Source organism: Ehrlichia muris subsp. eauclairensis (genome assembly GCF_051097115.1).
GTDB classification, from domain to species: Bacteria; Pseudomonadota; Alphaproteobacteria; order Rickettsiales; family Anaplasmataceae; genus Ehrlichia; species Ehrlichia muris.
Window position 1 is genome coordinate 404,509 of record NZ_CP118226.1, and the last position, 12,898, is coordinate 417,406.

Here is a 12,898-nt window from a genome sequence, read left to right on the forward strand (position 1 = left end):
TTAATATTTACGAATGTTGTTTATATCACACTGGGGTGCATAAGATAGTAGATTATATCTTTAATTTTTAAATATAATATGCAAGTACCATGGGGAAATTTATTAATATTTATCACTTAAGTAATATCTCAATATCAATATAACTGTATGATCTGTAATAATTAATGTGTACTTGTTATTAAATGTAAAAGCTAGTTTTTGAAAACAATACCATGCTAATAAGTACACGTTTAAAATAGATATTCTTATTAGAATGTTTGAATGATACATACATAAACAGTTAAAACTCATAAGTTTTCTTGTTATTAGATGTTTTATCAATTTTAATCTTGGTTGCAACAGCCAATTTACTGTTGTCATATAATTTTATAGGAAGATATATAATGCTTATTCAAGATTACATAGATAGAATATATTTTGAATCACAGTATTTAGTATTGGATATGTAGTAAATATTAAGTTGTTTATAAAATAAAATATATTAATATTTTAACATTTATTAAATATATATTGTTAATGAATGTAATTATTAAAAAAATAATACTGTTGTTATATAAGAATCTTAATGACAATAAAAGCATGCTGATAATTTGGATACCAGTATTACAAGGGGTTGGCATAATAGCATACTTTTCTTTAAATAGGGAACCACAAGATGATTTGTTAATATATCTTGCATGCTTATTATTAGTAAGTTTAGTTTTTATTTGTTTGAAAAAGTATAGTATTTTATTTTTATCAATTTTCTTTGTCGTATTGGGATTTATTAGTGTTCAAGTAAAAGCACATTATTTTGTTAGGAATACATTACGACATCAGGTATATGTAAGGAATGTTGTTGCTAGAGTAAAAGAAATAAGTACTAAACAATCGTATAAGAGATTAATTGTTTGTGATATTAAAAATAGTCAATACAAGATAAAATGTGTTAGATTAGAAGTTCGTACTAAACTGGATAATAGGATTGTAATAGGTGATATAGTACAATTTTCTGCAATTATTTATCCTCCATCAGCTGCTGTATCTCCATTTTCTTATGATTTTTCGCGTATAGCATATTTTAAAAATATAAGTGCGGTAGGTTTTACAATTAGTAATGTATATTTATTAAAAAAAAATAGAAATAGACAAATTATAGAATATATAGAACTTGTAAGATTTGGTATATATAAAATACTTCTACGAAGCTTAACAGAAGATAGTGCTAATATATTAAGTGCATTATTAATAGGGAAAAAAGAAGGTATTAAAGATGATATAATGGATGCTATTAGAAATACAGGAATAGCTCATCTTTTTGCTATTTCTGGATTACATTTATCTTTTATTGCTGGGTTATTTTTTACTTTATTAAGAAATTTATTAGTATTGTTTACAAGATTTGCGGAAAGATACAACATAAAGAAAATCTCTGCTGTTATAGCTATTGTTATGAGTCTAATTTACCTATTGATTGCTGGAATGCCTGTATCAGCTCAGCGTGCTTTTATTATGGTGAGTTGTATTTTTATTGGTGTTTTAATTGATCGAAATCATAATAATTTGTGTTCTATAGCAATTGCATCATTTGTTATATTATTAATTAACCCTGAATCATTGCTAAGTCCAAGTTTTCAAATGTCCTTTGCTGCTGTACTTGCTCTTGTTGCTAGTCGTAATATTTTTTTAAGGTTAGTGATGATGAATAATATACTACAGTATTTTTTATCAATTATTTTAAGTTCATTAATTGCAAGTTTAGCTACACTTCCTTATGTAATATATCATTTTAACTATTTTTCTATAGCAGGTGTTTTTGCTAATTTACTTGCAATTCCAATTACAACATTCTTTATAATGCCATTGGGGTTGTTATATATTGTATTGGGTATTGTTAATTTAGAGTTCTGTATTTCATGGATGGTAGAAAGTTCGGTCAGGGTACTTATACATATAACTCAGTATATTTCTAAAATAAATGGTTTGATAGTGTTATTGCATGCTTTTTCTTCAGTATCTATATTGGTTATTACTTTAGGCTTTTTATTTCTATGCTTATGGAAGGGAAGTGTGAGATTTTATGGATTAATACTGATTGTATTGGGTGTTTTTATTGGTATTAACTATATAACTCCTGATGTTATAGTGAATCAGTATAATATTGTAGTTAAAGAGTCAGATGGTAAGTTATATGCAATCAATCAAAAAGCTCATTTAACAAGTTTTGTAAATTTGACATGGGCAAGACAAAATGGTCAGGGAGAAATGTTAAGGCCTTATTTTGGAAGTAATAAATACTTATCTTGTAAGAAAAGTGAAGGGTGTATATATAGCAAATTAGGAAAAAATGTTTTAATTGCTTATAATGCTGATTATATAATGAGAAATTGTCTAAATGTAGACTTAATTGTACAAGGGAAGAAATTCATATATCCAGATAAATGCATAACCCAACATATTGATTATAGTGATATTAGGGAGTCATATGTTGTTTGGGTGACGAATAACAGTATAAAAATTGATAAGATATCTGGTAGTAGGATATGGAATACATAAGTATATGCTATTCAGACGCACTACATGAGAGTTGTTTGTTCTTAGCATATATTGTTCAGAAATTATCTTATTGTTTTTAACAATGCATCTGTTAGTAGTGGGTTATATGGGTATAGTTCATTATTATGTTGCCTTAATTAACAAATAAGAGATAAAGATTAGTATATCTGGTAGCAGGATATGGAATACATAAGTAATATGCTATTCAGGTACTAATAAGAATATTTGTTCTCAGCTTATATTTGTTAGTAGGATGTTATTTTTAAAAAATTAGTCCAATAAAAAGGATTTGAACTTAGAACATCTATATTAGCTTTGATGATTCGTTAGCTGAGGCTGCATTTAAATATATTCCTGTATTTTGGTAGCAGTACTAGTATAGCAACAGTATTGCTAATTAATATCAGTGATATAGAAATATCAGCTATGTCCCACAGAAGCTGCACTTTTCCTAGTGCTCCTATTGGTATTATTATAGTATATAGAATTTTCCAAATTTTTATACATAAAGTCTCTTTTCCATCTGTGAGACAATATAAAGTGCTTTTAGCACAGACAAACCATGTGAAAATAGTTGTGAATGAGAAGCAAAACATGATTATTATGATAACATAATTTATATATTCTGAATCAAATGCAGATCTAAAAGCGGCTATGCACATGTTGGTACTTTCGAGAGGTCCAAGCCATGTATTAGTGACAAGTATAACAAGAGTTGTGATCAATGTAATAATGACTATTATAAATGGGGAGATTAAAGAAATAAAACTTTGATGTATATTGAAGTCTTTACTGTTGCTATTTATAGAAGAATGAATCATACCTTCTAGTCCTAGTCCTATGTCTGTTGCAAATATACCTCTAAGAGTTCCTACTTGGATTATATGAAATGTTTCTAGAATAAATGCTCCTATCATCCCTGATTTAAAACTTTCAAATGTGAGGAAATTAGAAAAAATTAATTTTATAGAAGGTATAATATTTTCATTAAATTTGTACAGTACAAAAGATGCTAATGCTATATATGCTATAGCCATTGTTGGTACAAGTTTTGAAATTAATGCTGTAATGATTTCCAGTCTTAATATTGTAACAGCAAAGAATACTACACACATGAATAATCCTGCTATTATTGGAGGTTTTTTAATTAATTCCATTGGTATTGATAGAGAATTAACTTGAACAAAATTACCTATTGTAATAGAACATATAAGCATAAGTATAGTAAAAACTGTTACAGCTTTTTTTGTGTTGAATGCATGTTTAAAGTATATAGCTGGTCCTCCAATGTATTGCTTATTAATTTTTACTCGTGTTTCTATACTTAAATAGCAAGTTGTATATTTGATGATTGAACATAGGGTTACTATAATGACCATCCATAAAGCAAATCCTGGACTTCCTGATTTTAATGCAACTGCTGTACCTGAGATATTTCCAACACCTAAATTTCCGCCTATTATTGTACATAGTGCAGCAATAGAAAAGGATTTATCGCGATATTTTTTCATTGTGATTAATGATATCGCACTTGGGAGTTTTGTAATTTGTAAGAATTTGGATTTTATTGATAAATAAATACCAGTAAATAACAGCAAAAACACTGCTGGAAAAGATAACACTAAATTTAACATATTCATAGCTACTTCATGCAAACTAAAATTAGAAAAACTTTTATGACATCAAAATAGTTATTTAAAATCTTTTAAGAGTGTAAACGTGGAGCATTTAGGTAACTTACCAACCTCAATGACATCTCTTTAAAACTTACTTTTGGTGTGTATCTATTACCAATTAATATATAATAGTACCCTCTAATGGCATGCTTGACAAGAATACTTTGTGCCAATGCACGAAAACGCCTTTTGACTTTATTACGTATAACAGCTTTACCAACTTTCTTACTTACTGTAAATCCAACTCTAACGTACCCACCTTCTAAAGGACCATTAGACTCTTTAACAGCTTGTAAAAATAACCCACCACCTCCTACAGAAGTACCATTATTTCTTGCAAATAGGAAACACTTTCTTTTTTTTACTGTAACTATACCTTTTAAGCGCATAAAACACGACGACCCTGAGCACGTTTGCGATTTAAAATTCTTCTTCCCATTTTAGTTGACATTCTTGATCTAAAGCCGTGCCTACGTTTGCGTACAATTCTACTAGGCTGAAAAGTCCTTTTCATGTTAGAATTTCCTAATAAGTGTTAAAACTATATTTTTAAAGGCTATATGGTGTGATAGTATTTGTCAAGAAAGAGTTTGGCAATTTTTATTAGATAAAAGAATAATTTATTTAGTTTTTGACTAAGGTTATTCTATAGAATACTAACAATTACTGATATAAAATCATAATTAACTAATGAGGTGAATATACGGTTTTTTTTATTTTTTGTTAAGTGGTTGATTGTGTATATACTTTCTACATCTCAGTTGATATTAAGAGGATATATGTTGTGTAAAGTGAAAGATATTATATCTAATTTTGGAGAATATCGTTTGTTATTGAGGTTACATAGTATAGAAGTAATTTTATTGCTGATATTTCCTGCTTCAGCTAGTATAGCTTTAGTATCTCATAATGTATTAAAGGCTTGCGGTTATATGCTTTTATGCTCTTTAGGAGCATTTGTCATGAGACCAGCTGGATGTATCATTAATGATATTTTTGATAGAAAAATAGATGCGGAAGTAAAAAGAACAAAAAATAGGCCATTATCAAATAATAATCTAAGTGTTTTTCAAGCATTAAAAATATTGATAATACTTTTATTGTGTGCATGCATATTGCTTGTATTTACTAATATGTATACTGTTAAACTTAGTGTGATATCAATGATATTAATTATTTTGTATCCGTTAGCTAAAAGATGTTTTCCTTGGCCGCAGTTAATGCTTGGAGTGGTTTTCAATGTTGGAGTATTAATGGGATGTACTATGACCGTTGGTCATTTAACATTGAGTTGTGTATTGCTTTATATAGGTTGTATTTTTTGGACAGTAGGTTATGATACCATATATGCTTTACAAGATAAAGAATATGATATCAAGTTGGGGTTGCAATCTACTGCAATAAAATTTGGTAGTGATGTTAGATTGTGGATTGGACGATTATATATGATTACTGTTACGATGTGGACTTCTGCTGGTATAATTTCTGTATTGCATCCTATCTTTTATATGGCAATTCTGCTTATTGTTGTAATTTTCTATTATCAGTATAAAAAATCAGATTTTGACAACCCGGAAAAATGTATGTATATGTTTAAAGTGAATATATATGTAGGGTTAATTTTGTTTTTAGGTATTGTGCTTGGTAGGGTGCTTTGAGTGATTTTTAAGTAGTACTGTAGTTGTGTGGTGGTGATGTAGATAAATGCGGGTTAGTGATTTTTCTAAGGCTTATATTAAGTCTTGCTTAAGTGAATTTGTTACTGGTGTAACAGTTGTGACTACAGTTAGTCGTAGTGGCAGTATGCATGGAATTACTGTTAATTCGTTTAATTCTGTTTCTTTAGTTCCACCTATGGTATTGTTTTCAATTGAGAAATCTGCTTCTAGGTTTGAGATATTTCACACATGTTCAAGGTTTATTGTTAATATACTGAGTGATAAACAAAAAAGTATATCTCAAGATTTTGCAGAGTCTGACGTAAAAGATTGGAAAGATTTTAATTATAGTGTTATGGATGGTATTCCAATTATTGATGGGGTAATATCGTATATATATTGTGCTAAAAAACATGTGTATGATGGTGGGGACCATAAGATTATAGTTGGTGAAGTTATAAGTTGTTCAAAGCTGAATAGTAACGATAAACCACTAGTGTATTATAAAGGTAAATATATGGTTATAGGGAGTGTATTATGACAAAAGTAAACATAGGAATAGTGGGTTGTTTGGGGAAGCAAGGCAGACGGTTAGTTAATGAAATATCGGCAAGTCCTTATGCTCAAGTAAGTGCTGGTCTTGTTCGTCTAGGTAATCCACATGTCGGACAAATCTTAGGGGAAGTTGTAGGATGTGATTGTTACGCCAAGATTACTGATTCTTTAGAATATCTTTTTGATGCTTCAGATATTGTTGTGGAATTTACTAATCCTACAACACTGTTGGAATGTATCCAAATGGCTGAAAGCAAGAGAAAACCTCTCTTAAGTGGTACTACTGGTCCAGCTGCTACAGAAATGATTTTTGAAGATTATATAAAGAATATACCATTTTTATGGACTACAAATGTAAGCTTTGGTGTTAATGTACTTGCAAGATTAGTTGAAGAAACTGCAAAGAAGCTATTTGATTATGATGTTGAAATTTGGGAAATGCATCATAGATATAAGAAAGACTCTCCATCTGGTACATCTTTAATTTTAGGAAAAGCTGCAGCTAGGGGAAGAAATGTTCCATTTAAAATGGCTCAATACGTAGGAGGTACTCCACAAGAAGCTAGAAAAGATCTTAATACTATTGGATACGCTGTATCTAGGGGTGGTGCTGATTTGAGTGATCACAGAGTTATGTTTGTGAGTGATGAAGAGATGATAGATTTTAATCATAGAACATTAAATAAGAATCTTTATGCAAAAGGAGCTTTAAAAGCTGCATTGTGGTTAGTAAAGCAACCTCCTGGTGTATATACAATGTCAGACATGATGGCTACTATAGAGTAGTTTTTAATTAGGGTTAATATGTCACAGCAGATTCATGCTTCAGCTAAAAATTTAAGTTTATGGTACGATGCTAACCAAATCTTATATGATATAAGTTTGGATATATATAAAAGAGAAGTTACAGCTTTTATAGGTCCTTCAGGATGTGGAAAATCTACTTTCTTAAGGTGTTTCAATCGTATGAATGATTTTATATCGAATTGTAAGATTAAAGGTAGTTTAAATGTTGATGATATAGGTGTTTACTCTGTTAATACAAACGTGGTTCTTCTTCGTGCGAAAGTTGGTATGGTTTTTCAAAAGCCTAACCCTTTTCCTAAGTCTATATATGATAATGTAGCCTATGGGCCGAAATTACACGGATTAGCTAAGAATAAAAAGAAGTTAGACGAAATTGTAGAAAAAAGTTTAACAAGTGTTGGTTTGTGGGAAGAGTTGTGTGATAGACTAAAAGACAATGCTTTTGAATTATCAGGGGGACAGCAGCAACGCTTGTGTATAGCGCGTGCTATTGCAGTGAGGCCAACAATGTTACTTATGGATGAACCATGTTCTGCTCTTGATCCTGTAGCTACAAATGTGATTGAAAATTTGATTCAAAATTTAAAAAAGAATTTTACTATTATTGTAGTGACTCATTCTATGAAACAAGCTAAAAAGATTTCTGATAGGGTAGCAGTTTTTGATTCTGGAAAAATAGTTGAGTACAATACTACTCAGGAGGTTTTTCAAAATCCGCAGTCAAGTAAGACTCAAAGATATATAGTAGATCAGTTGTAATAGTACTTAATATCGAATAGATTTAGATTCATTATGCTTGTGAAAATATGTGATATGATAGTAACTTGTGGTTGTCGAGGAATAGTGAAGTATAAACTGACTGGCAGATTTTTTTAAGATTTACAGTAAGCAAAATGCAAAGAAAAAGCGGTTTTTCTGTAATGATTAGTATTAACTTAATATTGTCTATTGTATGATGTGATATACTGGTGTAGTGGTAAGTATGTGAGAAAATTTTATGTTATAGGAATTATTTATAATCAAGCTATATACTACCGTTAAGATATATTATGTTATTATTATTGCAGTACCTGATATTTAACTGGTTTAGGTTGTGTTATTGCGTTAACAGTTAATTATCACAATGTTAGTAGGGGTAGGCATGTAAAAAGTTGTTATGTGTGGAAGTTATTTATACCCAAACTATATAATCCCGTATTGAAATAATGACAACATTATATTTGTTATTTTGCAGTACCTGATAGTTGTATATGTATTTGTAATTGTATGATTGTAATAGATAATGAATTATCAGGATAAGAGAATTTAAATTTAGTCGTTAATGGAACGTGGTGTAGTTCAAAATTGTCTTAGTGCTACTTTATTAAAAATTTATTTATAGTGTTACTAGTATTTTCTATAATTCTCGTTGAGTTCTATATCACTACAAGTGCTTTGTCATGATGTTGATTCGGAAAACTTGTTTTAAGATTGATTTTTTACTGTATGACCCACTTATTTTGTTCTTCTTCTAATCTATTATTCAGTATTGCTTTCCTAATGGATTGCATTAAGTTATTCATAAAATATATATTGTGTATGCTAATTAAGCTGTAAGCTAATAATTCTTGTGCTTTTAATAGGTGGTGTATATATCCTCTTGAATGGTGACAACACGTGAAACATATACACTCTGGCTCTATAGGGTTTGTATCTACTTTAAATCTTGTATTTTTCAGATTTATATATTCTTTATTGTGTGTGTGTTCTGTTCTGTGCTTTGGTTTCACTAATGCTCCACCATGTCGAGCTATTCTTGTTGGATATACACAGTCAAAAGTATCAATGCCTACTTTTACTCCTTGAAATATATCATCGATATTACCTATTCCTAATAGATGAATAGGACGGTTTTTATTTAGTTTGCTTGTTGTTAGTGAAACAATGTCATACATTTGTTGTTTACATGCTCCTAGTGATCCACCAATTGCATGTCCGAAAAATGGCATATCATTTATAAAATTACAGCTGTTGATTCTGAGGTCTTCATAAACTCCACCTTGAATTATTCCGTATAATGCTTGGGAATTATCATTATTTTTTTTGAATTGATCGATACATCTGACAGCCCATCTATGACTCATATTCGTTGATTTTTTTGTGTAATCATAACTGATATGAAATGGAGTGCATTCATCTAGTACAACAATTAAATCTGCACCTAATTTTTGTTGAATCTGTATAGATTTTTCTGGAGTTAAATGATATAAGCTGCCATTTATATAAGATTTAAATACAGCTCCTTCTTCACTAATAGAAACTAAGGTTCTTGAAGTACGATTTCTTCCTGCACTCTTGATTTCATCTGATACTGAACCATACCCTAAGCTAAATATTTGATATCCACCTGAATCTGTAAGCATTGGTTTATTCCAACCGGTGATTTTATGTAAACCTCCTAATTTTTCAATGATGTCTTCACCAGGTTGTAGCATTAAGTGGTAAGTATTGGATAATATAATTTGTGTGTTTGATTCTTTGATTTTTGATATATCAACGGATTTTATAGCTGCTTTTGTAGCACAGAATATAAAAGCTGGGGTATCGATTACACCATGAGGGGTAAATATGGTACCTAGTCGTGCATTATTGTGTTGGTGTGTGATTTTAAAGTTAAAATTTTTGTACATAAATAACCAAGAGATTCAATAGAGATTCAATATTTAATGATAGTATTTAAATTATTTCCTAAATTTTTGCTAGGTATTAATTGAAAAATATTTGCTAATTTATGCGTTTTCAATGATAATGTAAGCTAACGTTTTTAATTTTGGAGTTATATTAATGGCTGTACCAAAAAGAAAGAAGTCAAAATCACGTCGTAATATGCACCGTTCACACAGTAGATTGAAAATTCCTAATATTGGGGTTGACAAGACAACAGGAGAATACAAGTTGTCTCATCATATATGTTTGGGTGGATATTATAATGAGAAACAGATATTACAAGTAGATAGTAGTGATATGTAGTTAGTTTTTTTGGGAAGTATATAGATGAGCATGATATCAATTGCAGTAGATGCTATGGGTGGGGATTTTGCCCCTGAAGCAGTAGTAAGCGGGTTGGATTTTGCTTTAACAAATTTATTAGATAATCAAAACGTTTCTTTTAATATATATGGGCAGGAAAGCCAAGTTTTACCTATATTAGATGAATATAAAAATGTTAAGAATTATAGCTTGTTTTTTAATACTCCGGAAGTAGTATTGGCGAATGATAAGCCATCTTTTGCTTTAAGAAAACGTAGATCTTCTAGTATGTGGTGTGCAATTGATAGTATAAAAGGTAATGTAACATCTGCAGTTGTGTCTTCTGGTAATACAGGTGCTTTAATGGCTATTTCGCGTTTTTTATTAGGAACACTGCCTAATATAGACCGTCCAGCTATTTGTACCGCGCTTCCTTCTAAAGGAGGTGAAGAATTTGTATTCTTAGATTTAGGGGCTAATATTGATTGTAGTTCGAGTTCTTTATTTCAATTTGCTATTATGGGTAATGCTTTCGCAAAAGCTGTATTGAATATTCCTAACCCTAAAGTAGCATTACTAAATGTTGGACAAGAAGAAGTTAAAGGTACAGGTGTTATAAGAGAGGCATTTTTATTATTAAAACAAATTGAAAATAAAATAAATTTTTGTGGGTATATTGAACCTATTGATATACTGGAAAGTAAGGTTGATGTTGTAGTTGCCGATGGATTTTCTGGAAATATTGTATTAAAAGTCACTGAATCTCTTGCATATACTTTTAAGTCAGTTTTTGAAAAATCAGTTGCTAGTTCTATGATAACGAAATTTGCAGGGTTGTTGTTGAAATCTAGTATGAAAAAAGATTTCATGAGGTTTAATCCTAAAATGTATAATGGAGCTATGTTAGTAGGGTTAAATGGTGTTGTAGTGAAAAGTCATGGAAATGCTGATAAAGTAGCTTTTGCTAATGCTATTAAGGTAGCCGTAAATGCTGTGCGTAATGATATCAATGCTAAAATTATTCATGAATTAAATTAATGTTGTCCTATGAAAAGATCTAGTCTGTTGGGGATAGGCTCATATTTGCCTAAGAAGATATTAACAAATGATGAGCTTGCTCTAACTGTTGAAACTAGTGATGAGTGGATAGTGAAGAGAACTGGCATAAAGCAAAGGCATATTGCTGAAGAAAATGAAATGACTTCAGATATGGCAGCGAGTGCAGCAAGATCAGCTTTAAATGATGCATGTGTTCATAAAGATGAAATTGAGTTAATTATTGTTGCTACTACTACTCCAGATAGAACTTTTCCCAGTTGTGCTACTATAGTTCAGAATAAGTTAGAATGTAAAAAAGCGTTTGCTTTTGATATTCAAGCGGTGTGTTCTGGGTTTATATATGCAATATCTGTTGCTGATAGTTTTATTAAGTCTGGTCAGATAAATACAGCTTTAGTTATAGGGGCTGAAATTATGTCTAGGATTTTAGATTGGCAAGATAGATCAACATGTGTTTTATTTGGTGATGGGGCAGGTGCAGTAGTTTTAAGCAATAATTCTGAAAGAGATGATGGTATTATATCAACTATTTTACATTCTGATGGAGCTTTTTGTAATTTATTATATACTAGCGGTGGTACCGCATATAATGGTGTTGCTGGTACAATATGTATGAGTGGCACTGTTGTATTTGAACATGCAATTGAAAAATTGAGTTCTTCTATACTTGAAATGCTGAATCAAAATGGTTTAGAAATAGGTGATATTGATTGGTTTATTTTGCATCAGGCTAATGTTCGTATTATTGAACTAGTTGCACGCAGACTCAAGATACCTTATGAAAAAATGGTTATTAGTGTTGATCAACATGGCAATACTTCTGCAGCATCAATTCCTTTAGCACTATCTTATGCAAAGGAATCTGGAAGATTAAAAAAGCAAGATATTGCTGTATTGGCAGCAATAGGTGGTGGTTTTACTTGGGGTACATGTTTAATACGTATTTAATAAAGCTTCTTATAAAGTGTGGGTATTATTGCTTTTGGAGATTTTATTATATAAAAAATGCATGATATCTAATTTGATTGTTTTTTATATCAGTTATTTATAGTGAAATGATATATTTTTATAGTATAAGATAACTATATATTTTTTGTTGAATAAAGTAAGTTATCTGTAAATTACTGTCTTCTTAGTTTTTTAAAAAAATTTGTTATAAGTTTTATGTTTTCTTCTTCTAGTATTCCACCATATACTTCTGGTATATGATGACAAAATTGGAGAATTCTAGCTCCATTCTCAATTGCTCCATATTTTTTATTATAAGCTCCAAAGTATAATCTGCGTATCTTAGAAAATGATATTGCTTGTGCACACATTGCGCATGGTTCTAAAGTCACGTATATATCACATTGATTTAATATATGAGTAGATAATATTTTACATGCCTTTCTTATAGCCAAGATTTCTGCATGAGCAGTTGGATCTGTGTTGTGTATGTTTAAATTATTAGCGAAAGATATTACTTTGTTGTTATGTACTATAACTGCTCCTACTGGTACTTCTGATATATCTTCTTGTGCTTTTGAAATAGCTAATTTCATATATGTATAGTCGAACACTGCTCTTACTTTTTACTTAAAATTAGTATTATATAAT

At 30.1% G+C, this 12,898-nt stretch carries 13 protein-coding genes; 8 read left to right on the top strand and 5 right to left on the bottom strand.

What is annotated here, in order from left to right:
- Nucleotides 1-516 precede the first annotated feature (516 nt).
- On the top strand, nt 517-2,535 hold the full coding sequence (locus PVA18_RS01725) for a ComEC/Rec2 family competence protein (RefSeq protein ID WP_045804754.1): 2,019 nt from the start codon (nt 517-519) through the stop codon (nt 2,533-2,535).
- A 326-nt stretch (nt 2,536-2,861) separates the two neighbouring features.
- Here PVA18_RS01725 and PVA18_RS01730 read toward each other — a convergent pair whose 3' ends face one another.
- The 3 genes from PVA18_RS01730 to rpmH all read right to left on the bottom strand — a co-directional run bounded on the left by PVA18_RS01730 (nt 2,862) and on the right by rpmH (nt 4,725).
- Nucleotides 2,862-4,175, bottom strand: coding sequence for an alanine:cation symporter family protein (locus PVA18_RS01730; RefSeq protein WP_045804753.1), 1,314 nt, complete (start codon nt 4,173-4,175; stop codon nt 2,862-2,864).
- A gap of 65 nt (nt 4,176-4,240) precedes the next feature.
- Complete coding sequence (gene rnpA / locus PVA18_RS01735; RefSeq protein ID WP_045804752.1) at nt 4,241-4,600, bottom strand: ribonuclease P protein component; 360 nt, start codon at nt 4,598-4,600, stop codon at nt 4,241-4,243.
- Nucleotides 4,591-4,725 (bottom strand): 50S ribosomal protein L34, encoded by a 135-nt coding sequence (gene rpmH / locus PVA18_RS01740; RefSeq protein WP_082058908.1) that lies wholly within the window; start codon nt 4,723-4,725, stop codon nt 4,591-4,593. Before rpmH ends, rnpA begins: the two co-directional genes overlap by 10 nt.
- Nucleotides 4,726-4,990: 265 nt before the next feature.
- Here rpmH and ubiA point away from each other — a divergent pair, with 265 nt between their 5' ends.
- The 4 genes from ubiA to pstB are packed head-to-tail and all read left to right on the top strand — an operon-like array spanning nt 4,991 to nt 7,990.
- On the top strand, nt 4,991-5,869 hold the full coding sequence (gene ubiA / locus PVA18_RS01745; protein WP_045805016.1) for a 4-hydroxybenzoate octaprenyltransferase: 879 nt from the start codon (nt 4,991-4,993) through the stop codon (nt 5,867-5,869).
- A gap of 46 nt (nt 5,870-5,915) precedes the next feature.
- Entirely contained in the window at nt 5,916-6,410 is a 495-nt protein-coding gene (locus PVA18_RS01750) for a flavin reductase family protein (RefSeq protein WP_045804751.1), read from the top strand.
- The gene (gene dapB, locus PVA18_RS01755) at nt 6,407-7,210 is read left to right on the top strand and encodes a 4-hydroxy-tetrahydrodipicolinate reductase (protein ID WP_045804750.1); all 804 of its coding nucleotides are present in this window, start codon (nt 6,407-6,409) and stop codon (nt 7,208-7,210) included. The genes PVA18_RS01750 and dapB overlap by 4 nt, the downstream gene beginning before the upstream one ends.
- An 18-nt stretch (nt 7,211-7,228) precedes the next feature.
- Nucleotides 7,229-7,990 (top strand): phosphate ABC transporter ATP-binding protein PstB, encoded by a 762-nt coding sequence (pstB, locus tag PVA18_RS01760; protein ID WP_045804749.1) that lies wholly within the window; start codon nt 7,229-7,231, stop codon nt 7,988-7,990.
- A 719-nt stretch (nt 7,991-8,709) separates the two neighbouring features.
- Here pstB and tgt read toward each other — a convergent pair.
- Complete coding sequence (gene tgt, locus PVA18_RS01765) at nt 8,710-9,900, bottom strand: tRNA guanosine(34) transglycosylase Tgt (RefSeq protein ID WP_045804748.1); 1,191 nt, start codon at nt 9,898-9,900, stop codon at nt 8,710-8,712.
- A 154-nt stretch (nt 9,901-10,054) separates the two neighbouring features.
- Between tgt and rpmF the strand changes: the two genes are divergently transcribed.
- Genes rpmF through PVA18_RS01780 form a run of 3 tightly spaced genes read left to right on the top strand, consistent with a single transcriptional unit; the run spans nt 10,055 to nt 12,247 of the window.
- On the top strand, nt 10,055-10,240 hold the full coding sequence (gene rpmF, locus PVA18_RS01770; RefSeq protein ID WP_045804747.1) for a 50S ribosomal protein L32: 186 nt from the start codon (nt 10,055-10,057) through the stop codon (nt 10,238-10,240).
- 24 nt (nt 10,241-10,264) lie between these two features.
- A complete protein-coding gene (gene plsX / locus PVA18_RS01775; RefSeq protein WP_045804746.1) occupies nt 10,265-11,278 on the top strand; it encodes a phosphate acyltransferase PlsX in 1,014 nt (337 codons plus the stop codon).
- A 9-nt stretch (nt 11,279-11,287) separates the two neighbouring features.
- Nucleotides 11,288-12,247, top strand: coding sequence for a beta-ketoacyl-ACP synthase III (locus PVA18_RS01780; RefSeq protein ID WP_045804745.1), 960 nt, complete (start codon nt 11,288-11,290; stop codon nt 12,245-12,247).
- Nucleotides 12,248-12,420: 173 nt separating this feature from the next.
- On the opposite strand, the gene PVA18_RS01785 is transcribed toward PVA18_RS01780, so the two are convergent.
- Nucleotides 12,421-12,843, bottom strand: a complete 423-nt coding sequence (locus tag PVA18_RS01785) for a nucleoside deaminase (protein ID WP_024072195.1) — start codon at nt 12,841-12,843, stop codon at nt 12,421-12,423.
- Nucleotides 12,844-12,898: the final 55 nt, after the last annotated feature.